Genomic DNA, 15268 nt, shown 5'->3' on the forward strand with positions numbered 1-15268 from the left:
GGGCGTCATCCCTTCACGGCGCCCGCGGTCAGACCCGCGGCCATCCTGCGCTGGACGAGGAGGAAGAGGGCGACGATGGGGAGAGCCATCATGGTGGCGCCGGCCATCATCGGGGCGTACTCGGTGCCGTGCTTGGTGGTGAAGTTGCCGAGCCACACGGTCGCGGTCTGGTTCTTCTGGCTGAGCAGCATCAGGGCGTACAGGTACTCGTTCCAGGCCTGGATGAAGCCGTAGACCGAGGTGGCGACCATGCCGGGGGCCAGCAGCGGGAAGACGACCCGGACGAAGGCGCCGGTGCGGCTGCAGCCGTCGACCATCGCCGCCTCCTCCAGTTCCTTCGGGATGTTGACGATGAAGCCGCGCAGGGTCCACACCGTGAAGGGCAGGATGAAGGTCAGGTACGTGATGATCAGGCCCGAGAGCCTGTCGTACTGGTCCAGGTCGTTCAGGAGCAGGAAGACCGGGATGATCATGGCGACCAGCGGGACCATCTGGACCGCGAGGACGCCCACGATCACGATCTTGCGGCCGCGGAAGGCGAACCGGGAGATGGCGAGGGCGGCCAGCATGCCGACCACGATGCCGATCGTGACGACCGCCAGGGAGACGATCAGGCTGCGGCCGACCGGGCCCCAGAAGTCGGCGATGTCCAGCGCCCGGCTGAAGTTGGAGAACGTGATGCCCGTCGGCAGCAGGCTCGGGTCCGGGTCGATCGCGTCCTTCGCCGGTTTGAACGCGGTGTTGAGCATCCAGTAGACGGGGAAACCGGCGACGGCGAAGACGAGCAGGCCGAGGAGGTTCCAGCCGAGCTTCGGCTTCCGGCGCGGCTCGGCGAGCGCGCCCTTACCGCTCACGCCGCTCACGCTGCTCATTCGACGTCTCCGATCTTCAGCATCTGGCGCATGTAGACGGCGACCACTCCCAGCAGGAGCAGCACGGTGATCAGGGCGATCGCCGAGCCCTGCCCGTAGTCGTTGACGACGAAGGCGCGGTCGTAGGAGTACGTCGTCAGGAGCTGGAACTCGGGCTCCGGGTGCCCGCCGCGCATCACGAAGACCTGGGGGAAGACGCCCATGTCCCAGATGACCGACAGGGTCGTGAGCATCACGATGATCGGCTTGAGGATGGGCAGGGTGACGTACCGGAAGACGCCCCAGGAGCCGGCGCCGTCGAGGCGGGCGGCCTCCTCCAGTTCGGCCGGGACCTGGGTGAGACCGGCGCTGAGGGTGATGACCACGAAGGGGACCGCGCCCCAGATCACCAGCAGCATGATGACGGCCAGGCCCTGCGGTCCGCTGGCGAACCAGTTGTGGCCGATCAGCTCGACGCCGGGCAGCCTGCTCAGGACCGCGTTGAGGATGCCGTAGTCGGAGTCGAACAGCCATTTGAAGACGGTGGTGGCGACGATGACCGGCATGCCCCAGCTGGCGACGAGGGCGATGTTCACGAGGGTCTTCACCCAGCCGGAGACCCGCTGGAGCAGCAGGGCGACGAGCATGCCGAGGACCATCGTGAGGATCACGCAGCCCGCGGCGAAGACGATCGTGCGGACCACGACCTGCCAGAACTCGCCGTCGGCCAGCACTCCCGAGAAGTTGTCGAACCCGACCGACTCGGCCGGCTGGAAGCCCCACAGCTGGGACTGCCCGAACTTCTGGAAGGAGAGCGTGACCAGACGGACCAGCGGATAGCCCATGACGAGGGCGAGGACCAGCAGGCAGGGAGCGAGCAGCAGCCACGGGGTGCCGCGGGACGCGCGCTTCGCCCGTGACGGTCCCGCGGGAGCGGGAGGTGGGGGTGCGGGCCGCTTCGGCGGCACCTTGGCAGGGGTGGTCGTGTCTGCGGCACTCATCCGCGCGCTCCTCAGCGGTCCCTCGGGTCGTACGGAGGCGAAGCCCCGAACGGGTCGTACGGGAGGCGGCGCCCGGCACCGGGCCGGGCGCCGCCGTCAGGTCACGAGTTGTTGATGACCTTGTCGATCGCGGCGTCCGCTTCCTTCGCGGCTTCCTCGACCGACTTCTTGCCGGTGCCGATGCTCTGCAGCATGTTCTGCAGGACCTGGGCCTTCTCGACCTGGCCCCAGCCGGGGGCCATCGGGACGAACCAGTTGGACTCGGCCGCGGTGGCCGGGACGGCCGTCGCCGGGTCGTTCTTGAGGGTCGCGAGGTCGGTCTTGTTGTTGGGCAGGTTGCCCTTGGCCATCAGGCCCTTCTGCCCGGAGGGGCCGGTGAAGGCGTTGATCCACTCGGCGGCGAGGTCCCGCGCGTCCGACTTCACCGGGACGGCGAGGTCGGAGCCGCCCAGGAACACGGGGAGGTTCTTGCCGGACGGGCCGGGCATCACGAAGTTCTCGACGTTGCCCGCGAGCTTGCCGGTCTTGTCGTTCTCCTTGGCCGCTGCGGTCGCGCCCTCCCAGGCGGGGGCGAAGATCATGCCGGACTTGCCCTGGCCGTAGACGATGTACCGGTCCGACTCGTCCTTGGTCTTGTCGCCGTGCATGTACGTGTCGACGACCGTCTTGAACTCCTCGAGGCCCTTGAGGGACTCGGCCGAGGACAGGTTGGCCTTCCACGTGCCGCCCGACTCGACGGCGATCGAGCCGCCGGCGTCGTAGACGAAGGACATGGCCGCGTACCAGTCGCGGGTGGGCTGGTACCAGGCGGAGAACTTGTCGCCCTCCTTCTTCTGGACCTTGTCGAGGGCGGCGGTCAGTTCGGCGTACGTCTTCGGCGCGGACTTCACCCCGGCCTTGGCGAAGACGTCCTTGCGCCAGTTGGCGACGCGGCCGCCGGCGTAGTACGGGACGCCGTAGGTCTTGCCGTCGTAGGTCACCGAGGCCTTGAGGCCGTCGAGCCAGGCGGAGGAGTTGTCGAACTTCGCGGCGTCGAGGGGGGCGAAGGCGCCCTTGACCATGTAGCCGAGCATCTCGGTGTTGCCCATCTCGACGACGTCGGGGGCCTTGTCGGTGGCGAGGACCGCGTCGAGCTTGGCGTTCTTGTCGGGCCAGCCGTAGTACTCGTGGTCGATCTTGACGCCGGGGTGCTTCTTCAGCACCGCCGCGTCGGCGGCCTTCACCAGCTCGGGCCAGTTGTTCTGGGCGTCGACGGTCAGCCAGACCGTCAGTTCCTTCGCGTCGGAGCCCTTCGAGTCCCCGCTGCCCTTGTCGTCCCCGCACGCCGCGATGGAGACCATCATGCCCGCGATACCGATCGCGGCTATCAGCTTGCGCTTCACGCCACCCTCCTCAGGGATGCCCACACCTCCCGCCCATAGACCGGGACCTGGACCAATGGTGTAGACCAGTGCGCCGAGCTTGGCTCAGACCAATACGGCTGTCAAGAGTGGCCGAATCCCCTTTGACCAGCCGTTATGGGAGCTACATATGCAGGAACCTTTAAGTAAGAAACCGTCGAAAACATCGACCGCGGAGGGCGTCGGTCCGGTAGACCAGTCGCCGGATGGACTAGACCAGCAAAGGTTGCGACGGTATACAGAGGGGATCACGGAACAGCGGAGCACTCAGCACCGTGTCCGTGCCACGATGTGACCCGCATCCGGAGCCGGGAAGGCAGGCCATGAGCACCGACGTCAGCAGTGCGGAGAACGAGGGTGGGACGACCGTCCGTACCGCGCGCGTGCCCAAGTACTACCGCCTGAAGAAGCACCTGCTCGACATGACGGAGACCCAGGCGCCGGGCACCCCGGTCCCGCCGGAGCGGACCCTTGCGGCCGAGTTCGACACCTCGCGCACGACCGTCCGCCAGGCCCTCCAGGAACTGGTCGTCGAAGGCCGCCTGGAACGCATCCAGGGCAAGGGCACGTTCGTCGCCAAGCCCAAGGTCTCCCAGGCCCTGCAGCTCACCTCGTACACCGAGGACATGCGCGCCCAGGGCCTGGAGCCCACCTCCCAGCTGCTGGACGTCGGCTACATCACCGCCGACGACACCCTCGCCGGCCTGCTCGACATCACCGCCGGCGGCCGGGTGCTGCGCGTCGAGCGGCTGCGCATGGCCAACGGCGAGCCGATGGCCATCGAGACCACCCACCTCTCGGCCAAGCGCTTCCCCGCGCTGCGCAGGTCCCTGGCCAAGTACACGTCGCTGTACACGGCCCTGGCCGAGGTCTACGACGTCCACCTCGCCGAGGCCGAGGAGACCATCGAGACCTCCCTGGCCACCCCGCGCGAGGCCGGCCTGCTCGGCACCGACGTCGGCCTGCCCATGCTGATGCTCTCCCGTCACTCGCTGGACAAGGAGGGCCAGCCCGTGGAATGGGTGCGCTCGGTGTACCGGGGCGACCGGTACAAGTTCGTGGCGCGACTGAAGAGGCCCACGGAGTAGCTTTTCTCGATCGACATGCGGACGCGGTCTTCCACTGCCCTTTATCCGTCACCTACATTGCCTGCGCATTACAACGGTGATCGGTGATCAGTTAGGGGACGGAGCCGCCGATGTCAGACACCCCGGAAGTGACGAGAGGGCCGGTGGTGACGCCTGTGCGCGTCGTCATCGGCCTCTGCCTGCTCGCGCCCTTCGTGGCGATGCTGTGGGTGGGTTCCTACGCGAAGGTGGATCCGGCGTTCATCGGGATCCCCTTCTTCTACTGGTACCAGATGCTGTGGGTGCTGATCTCGACCGCGCTCACGATGGTCGCGTACAAGCTGTGGCAGCGTGACCAGCGCGCCCGCAAGGCCCCGGGCGGGGGTGCGCGGAAGTGAAGGACGGCGTGAACGGCGTGGCACTCGCCGTCTTCATCTTCTTCTTCCTGGCCGTGACGGCCATGGGCTTCCTGGCCGCGCGCTGGCGCAAGGCCGAGAACGAGCACAGTCTCGACGAATGGGGCCTGGGCGGCCGGTCGTTCGGCACCTGGATCACCTGGTTCCTGCTGGGCGGCGACCTCTACACGGCGTACACCTTCGTCGCCGTGCCGGCGGCGATCTACGCGGCGGGCGCGGCCGGCTTCTTCGCGGTGCCCTACACGATCCTCGTGTACCCGCTGATCTTCACGTTCCTGCCCCGCCTGTGGTCGGTCTCGCACAAGCACGGGTACGTGACGACCTCGGACTTCGTGCGCGGCCGCTGGGGCTCCAAGGGCCTGTCGCTGGCGGTGGCGCTGACCGGCATCCTGGCGACGATGCCCTACATCGCGCTGCAACTCGTGGGCATCCAGGCGGTGCTCGACGTGATGGGCGTCGGCGGCGGCGAGAACACGAACTGGTTCGTCAAGGACCTGCCGCTGCTGATCGCGTTCGGTGTGCTGGCCGCGTACACCTACTCGTCCGGTCTGCGGGCCCCCGCGCTGATCGCGTTCGTGAAGGACACGCTGATCTACATCGTCATCGCGGTGGCGATCATCTACATCCCGATCAAGCTGGGCGGCTTCGACGACATCTTCGCCAAGGCCGGCGAGGCGTTCGGCCAGACCAACCCGGCCACGGGCAAGCCGCGCGGCGCGCTGGCCCCGGCCGAACCGGGCCAGTGGACCTACGCCACCCTGGCCCTCGGCTCCGCGCTCGCGCTGTTCATGTACCCGCACTCGATCACCGCGACCCTGTCCTCCAAGAGCCGTGAGGTGATCCGCCGCAACACCACCATCCTGCCGCTGTACTCGCTGATGCTGGGCCTGCTGGCGCTGCTGGGCTTCATGGCGATCGCGGCCGGGGTCAAGGTCACCAACGGACAGCTGGCCATCCCGCAGCTGTTCGAGACCATGTTCCCGGCGTGGTTCGCGGGTGTGGCGTTCGCGGCGATCGGCATCGGCGCGCTCGTGCCGGCGGCCATCATGTCGATCGCGGCCGCGAACCTCTTCACCCGGAACATCTACAAGGACTTCATCAAGCCGGACGCCACGCCCGCGCAGGAGACCAGGGTCTCCAAGCTGGTGTCCCTGCTGGTGAAGGTGGGCGCCCTGGTCTTCGTCCTCACCATGGACAAGACGGTCGCCATCAACTTCCAGCTGCTGGGCGGCATCTGGATCCTGCAGACCTTCCCGGCCCTGGTCGGCGGCCTGTTCACCCGCTGGTTCCACCGCTGGGCGCTGCTCGCGGGCTGGGCGGTCGGCATGGTCTACGGCACGGTCGCCGCGTACGGCGTCGCCTCCCCGACCCAGAAGCACTTCGGCGGCTCGGCGAAGGAGATCCCGGGCATCGGAGAGATCGGCTACATCGGTCTCACGGCGTTCGTCCTCAATGCCGTCGTGACCGTGGTCCTGACCTTCGCCCTCAAGGCCGTGAAGGCCCCCGAGGGCATCGACGAGACCAGGCCGCAGGACTACACGGCGGACGCCGGGGACCCGGGGGTGCAGGTGGAGCTGCCGCCGGCGACCGCCGGAGCGTCCCACTAGACGAGACCGCGGCGGGCCGTCGGGAAAATCCGGCGGCCCGCCGTCGTGCGCATGGGGCACACTGCGCGCCATGGACATCCGGATCAGGCAGGCGAAACCCAGCGAGTACGCCGCCCTCGGCGAGATGACGGCCCGTGCCTACCTCGACGACGGCCTGCTCGACTACGGCGAGGGCGACGAGTACCTGCCCGTGCTGAAGGACGTGGCCGGGCGGGCGGCCGCCGCCGAGGTCCTCGTGGCCGTGGAGGGCGAACGGCTCCTCGGCGGAGTCACCTTCGTCCCCGGCCCCGGCCCCGTCGCCGACATCGCCCGTCCCGGCGAGACGGAGATCAGGGCGCTCGCCGTCACGCGCGAGGCGCGGGGCCGGGGCGCCGGTGAGGCCCTCGTGCGGAGCTGTGTCGACCGCGCCCGGGCCATGGAGGGCCGCACCGCCGTCGTCCTGTCGACCCAGCGCGCCATGCACAGCGCCCACCGCCTCTACGAGCGCCTCGGCTTCGTCCGCACACCGGAGCGGGACTGGAATCCCGTGCCGCACCTGGACGACCTCACTCTCCTCACCTACAAGTTGACACTCTGAAACCACCCCGACACAACATCTGGGGGTGGCGTGACGGGTGAGCACAAGATGTATGCTCATGCTCGCTGTCGCCGCAGGGGAATCCGGTGCGAATCCGGAACTGTCCCGCAACGGTGTACTCGCGTGTGCGCCCACCCGTGTCCGCACGCCTGTCCAGTCCGAGGACCTGTCGGCAGCGCACCCGGCCGTCCGGCCCGGGTGCCTTGACGTCCGGGCCTCGTGGAGTGGGCCGGTGGACGCGACGCCGCGTGCGCTCGTGTGCTGCCCCCTGCTCCGCGCCAGGCCCCCTGCCGAGCGAGGGAGAGCCCCACGTGACCATCGCGCCAGCCGATCCGGCCTCAGCCGTCCTGCCGGAAACCGACGGTCCCGGTGCCGCGCTGCTGCGGACCCTGACCGAGCTGACCGCCGACCTCCCCGACGCCGACCCCGGCCGGGTCGCCGCCGCCGCGCTGCGCGGCCGGTCCGCCGGGGCGGACGAGAGGGAGCTGCGCGAGCTGGCCACGGAGGCGGCCGCCGGCCTGATCTCCGAGGACCCCGCCTACTCCCGGCTGGCCGCCCGGCTGCTGACGATCAGCATCGCCACGGAGGCCGCCTCCCAGGGCGTCACCTCGTTCACCGGGTCCGTGGCCGTCGGTCACCGCGAGGGCCTCATCGCCGACCGCACCGCCGACTTCGTACGGCTGCACGCGGCCCGCCTGGACGCGCTGATCGACCCGGCCGCCGACGACCGCTTCGGCTACTTCGGGCTCCGCACCCTGCACAGCCGCTACCTGCTGCGGCACCCGCACACCCGCAAGGTCGTCGAGACGCCCCAGCACTTCCTGCTGCGGGTGGCCTGCGGTCTCGCCGAGGACGACACCACCCGTGCCCTGGACGAGGTCGCGGCGCTCTACGGGCTCATGAGCCGCCTCGACTACCTGCCGTCCTCCCCCACGCTCTTCAACTCCGGCACCCGGCACCCCCAGATGTCGTCCTGCTACCTCCTCGACTCCCCGCTGGACGAGCTGGACTCGATCTACGACCGCTACCACCAGGTGGCCCGGCTCTCCAAGCACGCCGGCGGCATCGGGCTGTCGTACTCCCGGATCCGCAGCCGCGGTTCGCTGATCCGCGGCACCAACGGGCACTCCAACGGCATCGTCCCGTTCCTGAAGACCCTGGACGCCTCCGTCGCCGCCGTGAACCAGGGCGGCCGGCGCAAGGGCGCGGCCGCGGTCTACCTGGAGACCTGGCACTCCGACATCGAGGAGTTCCTGGAGCTGCGCGACAACACCGGTGAGGACGCCCGCCGTACGCACAACCTGAACCTCGCGCACTGGGTCCCGGACGAGTTCATGCGCCGGGTGAACGCCGACGAGCAGTGGTCGCTGTTCTCCCCCTCCGACGTGCCCGAGCTGGTCGACCTGTGGGGCGAGGAGTTCGACGCCGCGTACCGCGCGGCGGAGGCGGCCGGGCTCGCCAGGAGGACCATCGCGGCCCGTGATCTGTACGGCCGGATGATGCGGACCCTCGCGCAGACCGGCAACGGCTGGATGACCTTCAAGGACGCGGCCAACCGCACCGCCAACCAGACGGCGGAGCCGGGCCAGGTGATCCACTCCTCCAACCTCTGCACGGAGATCCTGGAGGTCACCGACGACGGCGAGACCGCGGTGTGCAACCTGGGTTCGGTGAACCTCGGGGCCTTCGTGGCCGACGGGGACATCGACTGGGAGCGCCTGGACGCCACCGTCCGCACGGCCGTCACCTTCCTCGACCGGGTCGTCGACATCAACTTCTACCCGACCGAGCAGGCGGGCCGGTCGAACGCCAAGTGGCGTCCGGTGGGCCTGGGCGCGATGGGTCTGCAGGACGTCTTCTTCAAGCTGCGGCTGCCCTTCGACTCCCCCGAGGCCCGCCTGCTGTCCACCCGGATCGCCGAGCGCGTCATGCTCGCCGCGTACGAGGCCTCCGCCGACCTGGCCGAGCGCAACGGCCCGCTGCCGGCCTGGGAGAAGACCCGTACCGCCCGGGGTGTGCTGCACCCGGACCACTACGGCGTCGAGTTCACCTGGCCGGAGCGCTGGGCGGCGCTGCGCGAGCGGATCGCGACGACCGGTCTGCGCAACTCGCTGCTCCTCGCCATCGCGCCGACGGCCACCATCGCCTCGATCGCCGGTGTGTACGAGTGCATCGAGCCGCAGGTGTCCAACCTGTTCAAGCGCGAGACGCTGTCGGGCGAGTTCCTCCAGGTCAACTCGTACCTGGTGCAGGACCTCAAGGAGCTCGGCGTCTGGGACGCCCGCACCCGGGAGGCGCTGCGCGAGTCGGGCGGCTCGGTGCAGGACTTCGCCTGGATCCCGGCGGACGTACGGGCCCTGTACCGGACGGCGTGGGAGATCCCGCAGCGCGGCCTGATCGACATGGCCGCCGCCCGCACCCCGTACCTGGACCAGGCGCAGTCCCTGAACCTGTTCCTGGAGACGCCGACCATCGGCAAGCTCTCCTCGATGTACGCGTACGCCTGGAAGTCGGGCCTGAAGACGACGTACTACCTGCGCTCGCGCCCGGCGACCCGTATCGCCCGCGCGGCCCAGGCCACCATCCCCGTGCAGCAGCCGGCCCCCGAGGACGCCGTCGCCTGCTCCCTTGAGAACCCCGAGTCCTGCGAGGCCTGCCAGTGATGTCCGTCCGTAACCAGAACCTCCTCGACCCCGGCTTCGAGCTGACTCTCCGTCCGATGCGCTACCCGGACTTCTACGAGCGCTACCGGGACGCCATCAAGAACACCTGGACCGTGGAGGAGGTCGACCTCCACTCGGACGTCGCCGACCTCGCCAGGCTGACGCCGGAGGAGCAGCATCTGATCGGCCGGCTCGTCGCGTTCTTCGCGACCGGCGACTCGATCGTGGCGAACAACCTGGTGCTGACGCTGTACAAGCACATCAACTCCCCGGAGGCGCGCCTGTACCTGTCGCGCCAGCTGTTCGAGGAGGCCGTGCACGTCCAGTTCTATCTGACGCTGCTGGACACCTATCTGCCCGACCCGGAGGACCGCGCCGCGGCCTTCGACGCCGTGGAGAACATCCCCTCGATCCGCGAGAAGGCCGGGTTCTGCTTCAAGTGGATCAACGAGGTGGAGAAGCTGGACCGCCTGGAGACCCGGGCCGACCGCCGCCGCTTCCTGCTCAACCTGATCTGCTTCGCCGCGTGCATCGAGGGCCTGTTCTTCTACGGCGCCTTCGCGTACGTCTACTGGTTCCGCAGCCGGGGCCTGCTGCACGGTCTCGCCACCGGCACCAACTGGGTGTTCCGTGACGAGACCATGCACATGAGCTTCGCCTTCGACGTGGTCGACACCGTCCGCAAGGAGGAGCCGGACCTGTTCGACGAGCAGCTGCGGCAGCAGGTCACGGACATGCTCCGGGAGGCCGTCGAGGCCGAGCTGCAGTTCGCGCGCGACCTGTGCGGCGACGGCCTGCCGGGCATGAACACCGAGTCGATGCGGCAGTACCTGGAGTGCGTCGCCGACCAGCGGCTCACCCGCCTCGGCTTCGCCCCGGTGTACGGCTCGGAGAACCCCTTCTCCTTCATGGAGCTGCAGGGCGTTCAGGAGCTGACCAACTTCTTCGAGCGGCGTCCGTCGGCGTACCAGGTCGCGGTGGAGGGGACGGTCGACCTCGACGAGGACTTCTGACCCTCCCGCTCTCCCCGGGCCTCCTGGGCCTCCCTGATCCGCCGGTCGGCGCGCCGGTCGCGCACGATGCCGAACACGGACGGGAGGACCAGGAGGACGAGGATCCCGAGGACCAAGAGCATTCCGATGAGGCCTTCGATCTGGTTCGTGTTCATGGACACCACTGTCCCGCCCGACACTCCTTACCGGGAGTGGCAGGACTGCCGCACACCTTCAAATTCCTGCCACCACTGGTGCACACTGGCAGCATGCTGAAGAACGTGGCGGTCGTCCTGCTGGACGGCGTGCACCCCTTCGAGCTGGGTGTCGTGTGCGAGGTGTTCGGCCTCGACCGCAGCGACGAGGGGCTCCCGGTGTACGACTTCGCCGTGGTCTCGGCGGAGGGCCCGGTGCTGGGCACCCATGTCGGCGGGCTCACCGTCTCCACGCCGTACGGCCTCGACCGGCTGGAGGAGGCGGACCTGATCGCCGTACCGGCCTCGGACTCCACCATCGACCGCACGTTTCCGCCCGAGCTGCTCGCCGCGCTGCGCCGGGCCGTGGACCGGGGCGCCCGGGTGCTCAGCGTCTGCTCGGGCGTCTTCGTGCTGGGCGCCGCCGGGCTGCTCGACGGGCGGCGCTGCGCCGCGCACTGGCGGCACGCGAACGTGCTGGCCCGCCGCCACCCCCGTACACGGGTCGAACCGGACGTCCTCTACGTCGACGAGGATCCGGTGATCACCTCCGCCGGCACGGCCGCCGGGATCGACGCCTGCCTCCACCTCGTCCGCAAGGAACAGGGGCCCGAGGTGGCGAACCGGATCGCCCGCCGGATGGTCGTACCGCCGCACCGGGACGGCGGCCAGGCGCAGTACATCGAGCGGCCGCTGCCCCGGTCCTCGTGCGACACGGTCGGGGCGGTCCTGGCCTGGATGGAGGGGCACCTCGACCAGGAGGTCACCGTCGAGCAGCTGGCGGCCCGCGCCCACATGGCGCCGCGCACCTTCGCCCGCCGCTTCCAGCAGGAGACGGGCACCACCCCCTACCGGTGGCTGCTGCGCCAGCGGGTGCTGCTGGCCCAGCACCTGCTGGAAGCCACGGACGAGACGATGGACGCGATCGCCTGGCGCACCGGCTTCGGCACGGCCGGCGCCCTGCGCCACCAGTTCGTACGGTCCCTCGGGACCACTCCGAACGCCTACCGGCGGACCTTCCGGGGCCCGCAGGAGGCCGCCTGACGGCGGGCACCCCTCCCCGGGCCCCGGGTCCCGCTCACCCGGGCAGCGCCCGCAGCATCAGCCGTCGCGGCCGGAGCGTGATGCCGATGCGCGTCCGGGCGTCGGAGCCGGGTACCTGCTCGAAGCGGAACGCGTTCGCCACCACCGCGGCGATCAGGGTGAGCTCGGCCATCGAGAAGTGGTCGCTCGGGCACTTCCGGTTGCCGACGCCGAACGGCGCCATGGCGAACCTGGGCACCGCCTCGGAACGGCCGGGCAGCCAGCGGTCGGGATCGAACTCCTCGTTCCGCTCATAGGACCGCGGATCGCGCTGGACCGCGTACGGGCTGTAGACGATGTCCGCTCCGGCGGGAATGCGGTATCCGCCGAGCTCGGTCTCGGCCACCGCGCGCCGGGTCAATATCCATACGGCCGGGTGCAGCCGCATGGTCTCGATGACGACATTGGCGGTGTGCCGCAGCTTTCGGACGTCGTCGAAAGCGACCGGCCGGTCACCGACAACGTTTTTCACCTCTTCGCGGATCTTGTCCACCTGCTCCGGGTGCTCCGTGAGGACGAGGAGCAGCGACATGACCAACGAGCCGACGGTTTCACTGCCCGGGGTGAGTATCGCGATGACCTGATCGTGGATCTCCTGTTCCCCGATCGGGTCGCCATTCTCGTCCTTCGCCTCCAGCAAAGCCGTCAGCAAATCGTCCGGCTTTTGACCGGACGCGCGGCGGTCGGCCACGATCTCGTCGACGAGCCGGTGCAGATCGGCCAGCGCCCGGTTGAATTCGAGGTTGGCCGGAACCGGTACCCGATAAAGCGGTCCGAGAGGGACCACCATGCGTTGGTACATACCGGCGAACAGGGTGGCGAGCGCGGAGGTGATGCGTTCGGCACGGGCGTCCATGTAGCTGCCGCGCATCAGACAGCGGGCGGAGATGCGCACGGACACCCGGAAGGACTCGGCCGTGACGTCGAGGACCTCGCCGCGTCCCCAGCGCTCGACGAGCGCGTGCGCCTCCTCCTCCATGATCGGCCCGTACGCCGGGATGGCGTCGAGCCGGAACGCGGGCTGGATGGTGCGGCGCTGACGGCGGTGGAGCGAGCCGTTGGCGGTGGCCACGCCCTCCTTGCCCAGCAGGCTCTCCAGGGACTCCCAGAGGGGTCCGGCGATGATGTAGTCGGGGCTGAGGGCGAGCGCCCCGGTGAGCTCGGGCGCGGTGACGGCGTACACCGTCTTGGGGCCGAGCTGGAGGCGGACCACGTCGCCGTGGCCGCGCAGCCGGGCCAGGAAGGCCAGCGGATCGCGGGCCAGCTTCCAGCCGTGGCCCAGGAGCGGTACCCCGCCACCGGCCAGGGGTGGCTCACGCAGTCCGGATGTCCCGGGGGTCGCGGGCTTCACCGACTCGACGGTCATTTCTCACCTGCCGCTTCGTTGTTGACGTACGGGGGCGTGGACCGGTCGTCCCAGCTGTCGACCATGTATCGGCCCGACTCGTGGTGGAACCAGTAGACGGAACTGAACCAGTTCCGCATGTTCGCGAGGCAGGACCGTACGGCGGCGCCGAGTTCCTTTCCGTAAACCGTCCCGTCGTCGAGCCGGTCGGCGAGCCGTAAGACGTCCTGCTCGACGGCGAGGAATCCGGAGATGCATTCCTCGACGCGCCGCCGGACTTCTTCCACCGCCTCTTCCAGGGTCAGCCCCTCATGGGTGATGAGACTGATTCCGAGATTGTGCACCTCGTCGCCCGCTATTTCCTTCGGGAGCGAGCAGAGGTCGTTGTACCAGGCGGCGAATTCCTGACTGAGCAGGGCCGCCCGCCGGAAAGAAGGGTGTTTCCGCACGGCGTCCGGGAGTTCACGGCCCGCGCTGAGTTCCAGGAGGTCGGTCCAGATCCAGTGCGCAAAGGTGAGCCGGCGCAGGGCGAGATACTCCTCGACCCCGGGGATCCGGCCCTCGGCGCGATTGCGGAACTCCCGGTCGTACGCCTCGATCACGGTGTGGAAGTGGCGCGCGAACCGCGCGTTCCAGGTGCCGGGCAGGAAGGCGAACAGCCGGCCCACGCTGTCGGCGAGTCCGGCCACCAGCGGATCCGGGTGGAGCAGGTGGACCGCCGGGTGGTCCAGGGCGGCGTGCAACCGGAACCTGAGCCGACGCCAGGCCGACGCGCGTCCGTGCACGACGTCACGGTCGTGCCGGTCGTCCCAGACGAAGAACCACGCGCTGTAGTCGGCGATGGCCTGCAGGACCTCGTCGGGGGCGCCGAGGTAGTAGCCGGCCATCAGATCGGTGTAGCACAGGCCGTCGGCATATTCTGCGACCTTGTCCGCCGGCATCAGACGTTTTTCCCGCAGCCAGGAACGCGTGTTCTCCTGCAACCGGGGCCAATACGGATGCAGTTGCCGGGGAAAGGACGCCTCGATGACCGGAAGAGAGAGCGAGGGCGGTACCGCGGGCGCGGCCACCGTCGCCGTGGTGCTGTATGTGGTGCTGTATGGGAAAGCTGGCACGAACTACCCCTCTCAGCCGCCAGTGGGCGCACACCCCTCCCGTCGTGCCGGGCGTGCGCCGTTGCGTATCCCCGCACTCCCATTCAGCACTACAACTGACCGTTCTGGGAACGCATTTGCTTCATTCACTGCCTCAACACGCCGAGAATCCACTCCGGCGTGACTGGTTATGGATCAGCGGATGCGCAAAAGCGATCGAACGTCCGTCGGACACACGAACGACGCCTGGCCGGGAAGGCTCCCGGCCAGGCGTCGTTCGCGCGGTGGCGTGGTTCAGTCGTTGGCGACCACGGGGTAGCGGGGTTCGTTCTCGGCCATTTGCCGCAGGGCGTCCTTGCGTTCGCGCTTGGACAGCCGGTCGATGTAGAGGTACCCGTACAGGTGGTCGGTCTCGTGCTGCAAACACCGAGCGAAGTACCCGGTGCCGCGCACCTTGATCGGGTTGCCCTTCTCGTCCTGCCCGGTCACCTCGGCGTAGTCGGGGCGGGCGAGCGGGGCGTAGGCGGTGGGCACCGAGAGGCAGCCCTCGTTGCTGTCGTCCAGCCGGCGCCTGTCGGCGGGGAGTTCGACGAGCTTGGGGTTGCAGACGACGCCGACATGCCGGACGCCCTCGTCGTCGGGGCAGTCGTAGACGAAGACCTTCAGGTCGACGCCGATCTGGTTGGCGGCCAGGCCCACGCCCTCGGCGGTGCGCTGGCTGGCGAACATGTCGTCCACCAGCTTCAGCAGCTCGTCGTCGAACTCGGTGACGTCCTTGCACTCCTTGTGGAGCACCGGGTTCCCGACGACCGTGATCGGCCGCGAGGTGCCGCGCTCGCGGTACGCCTGCTCCCGCTCCTCCGTCTCCTCGGTGTCGATGACGAAGCCCTCGTCGTCCACGGGGAGCACGCCCGCGTGCTGCTGATCGGTGTCCTGCTGCGCCATGACCGACGTATGCCTTCCTCAGAAAAACAGGGG

Annotated in this window: 13 protein-coding genes and 1 riboswitch; of the genes, 7 read left to right on the plus strand and 6 right to left on the minus strand. The window is 68.9% G+C overall.

Translation table 11 applies throughout. The features are described from left to right. Positions 1–5: 5 nt before the first annotated feature. The 3 genes from ACFY2L_RS14635 to ACFY2L_RS14645 all read right to left on the minus strand — a co-directional run bounded on the left by ACFY2L_RS14635 (position 6) and on the right by ACFY2L_RS14645 (position 3234). A complete protein-coding gene (locus ACFY2L_RS14635; RefSeq protein ID WP_390661114.1) occupies positions 6–872 on the minus strand; it encodes a carbohydrate ABC transporter permease in 867 nt (288 codons plus the stop codon). After that, complete coding sequence (locus ACFY2L_RS14640) at positions 869–1852, minus strand: carbohydrate ABC transporter permease (protein ID WP_390661115.1); 984 nt, start codon at positions 1850–1852, stop codon at positions 869–871. Before ACFY2L_RS14640 ends, ACFY2L_RS14635 begins: the two co-directional genes overlap by 4 nt. Before the next feature lie 101 nt (positions 1853–1953). Further along, entirely contained in the window at positions 1954–3234 is a 1281-nt protein-coding gene (locus tag ACFY2L_RS14645; RefSeq protein ID WP_390661116.1) for an extracellular solute-binding protein, read from the minus strand. A 341-nt stretch (positions 3235–3575) separates the two neighbouring features. Between ACFY2L_RS14645 and ACFY2L_RS14650 the strand changes: the two genes are divergently transcribed. The 7 genes from ACFY2L_RS14650 to ACFY2L_RS14680 all read left to right on the plus strand — a co-directional run bounded on the left by ACFY2L_RS14650 (position 3576) and on the right by ACFY2L_RS14680 (position 11812). Next, positions 3576–4340 (plus strand): GntR family transcriptional regulator, encoded by a 765-nt coding sequence (locus tag ACFY2L_RS14650; protein ID WP_390661117.1) that lies wholly within the window; start codon positions 3576–3578, stop codon positions 4338–4340. 110 nt (positions 4341–4450) lie between these two features. Then, the gene (locus ACFY2L_RS14655; protein ID WP_390661118.1) at positions 4451–4717 is read left to right on the plus strand and encodes a DUF3311 domain-containing protein; all 267 of its coding nucleotides are present in this window, start codon (positions 4451–4453) and stop codon (positions 4715–4717) included. Further along, positions 4714–6342 (plus strand): monocarboxylate uptake permease MctP, encoded by a 1629-nt coding sequence (mctP, locus tag ACFY2L_RS14660; RefSeq protein WP_390822505.1) that lies wholly within the window; start codon positions 4714–4716, stop codon positions 6340–6342. Before ACFY2L_RS14655 ends, mctP begins: the two co-directional genes overlap by 4 nt. A gap of 70 nt (positions 6343–6412) precedes the next feature. Further along, the gene (locus ACFY2L_RS14665) at positions 6413–6919 is read left to right on the plus strand and encodes a GNAT family N-acetyltransferase (RefSeq protein WP_390661120.1); all 507 of its coding nucleotides are present in this window, start codon (positions 6413–6415) and stop codon (positions 6917–6919) included. Between the two features lie 39 nt (positions 6920–6958). Then, a riboswitch (cobalamin riboswitch) is annotated at positions 6959–7108 on the plus strand. Positions 7109–7230: 122 nt separating this feature from the next. Then, the gene (locus ACFY2L_RS14670) at positions 7231–9582 is read left to right on the plus strand and encodes a ribonucleoside-diphosphate reductase subunit alpha (RefSeq protein WP_390822506.1); all 2352 of its coding nucleotides are present in this window, start codon (positions 7231–7233) and stop codon (positions 9580–9582) included. After that, entirely contained in the window at positions 9582–10595 is a 1014-nt protein-coding gene (locus tag ACFY2L_RS14675) for a ribonucleotide-diphosphate reductase subunit beta (protein WP_390661122.1), read from the plus strand. Before ACFY2L_RS14670 ends, ACFY2L_RS14675 begins: the two co-directional genes overlap by 1 nt. Before the next feature lie 248 nt (positions 10596–10843). After that, a complete protein-coding gene (locus ACFY2L_RS14680; protein WP_390822507.1) occupies positions 10844–11812 on the plus strand; it encodes a helix-turn-helix domain-containing protein in 969 nt (322 codons plus the stop codon). 34 nt (positions 11813–11846) lie between these two features. Here ACFY2L_RS14680 and ACFY2L_RS14685 read toward each other — a convergent pair whose 3' ends face one another. The 3 genes from ACFY2L_RS14685 to def all read right to left on the minus strand — a co-directional run bounded on the left by ACFY2L_RS14685 (position 11847) and on the right by def (position 15235). Then, positions 11847–13217 carry a cytochrome P450 gene (locus ACFY2L_RS14685; RefSeq protein ID WP_390822508.1) on the minus strand — a complete coding sequence of 457 codons (1371 nt, stop codon included), beginning with the start codon at positions 13215–13217 and terminating at the stop codon, positions 11847–11849. Then, on the minus strand, positions 13214–14311 hold the full coding sequence (gene cyc1, locus ACFY2L_RS14690) for an epi-isozizaene synthase (protein ID WP_390661126.1): 1098 nt from the start codon (positions 14309–14311) through the stop codon (positions 13214–13216). The genes ACFY2L_RS14685 and cyc1 overlap by 4 nt, the downstream gene beginning before the upstream one ends. A gap of 273 nt (positions 14312–14584) precedes the next feature. Beyond that, a complete protein-coding gene (gene def, locus ACFY2L_RS14695) occupies positions 14585–15235 on the minus strand; it encodes a peptide deformylase (protein ID WP_390661127.1) in 651 nt (216 codons plus the stop codon). Positions 15236–15268 lie beyond the last annotated feature (33 nt).

The organism is Streptomyces sp. NPDC001381 (assembly GCF_042895685.1).
Classification (GTDB): domain Bacteria; phylum Actinomycetota; class Actinomycetes; order Streptomycetales; family Streptomycetaceae; genus Streptomyces.

Excerpts from the sequence above, each read along its gene's own strand:
- ACFY2L_RS14635 (WP_390661114.1), bottom strand. The coding sequence starts at position 872 with ATGAGCAGCGTGAGCGGCGTGAGCGGTAAGGGCGCGCTCGCCGAGCCG.
- ACFY2L_RS14640 (WP_390661115.1), bottom strand. The coding sequence starts at position 1,852 with ATGAGTGCCGCAGACACGACCACCCCTGCCAAGGTGCCGCCGAAGCGG.
- ACFY2L_RS14650 (WP_390661117.1), top strand. The coding sequence starts at position 3,576 with ATGAGCACCGACGTCAGCAGTGCGGAGAACGAGGGTGGGACGACCGTC.
- ACFY2L_RS14655 (WP_390661118.1), top strand. The coding sequence starts at position 4,451 with ATGTCAGACACCCCGGAAGTGACGAGAGGGCCGGTGGTGACGCCTGTG.
- ACFY2L_RS14665 (WP_390661120.1), top strand. The coding sequence starts at position 6,413 with ATGGACATCCGGATCAGGCAGGCGAAACCCAGCGAGTACGCCGCCCTC.
- ACFY2L_RS14675 (WP_390661122.1), top strand. The coding sequence starts at position 9,582 with ATGTCCGTCCGTAACCAGAACCTCCTCGACCCCGGCTTCGAGCTGACT.
- ACFY2L_RS14680 (WP_390822507.1), top strand. The coding sequence starts at position 10,844 with ATGCTGAAGAACGTGGCGGTCGTCCTGCTGGACGGCGTGCACCCCTTC.
- ACFY2L_RS14685 (WP_390822508.1), bottom strand. The coding sequence starts at position 13,217 with ATGACCGTCGAGTCGGTGAAGCCCGCGACCCCCGGGACATCCGGACTG.
- def (WP_390661127.1), bottom strand. The coding sequence starts at position 15,235 with ATGGCGCAGCAGGACACCGATCAGCAGCACGCGGGCGTGCTCCCCGTG.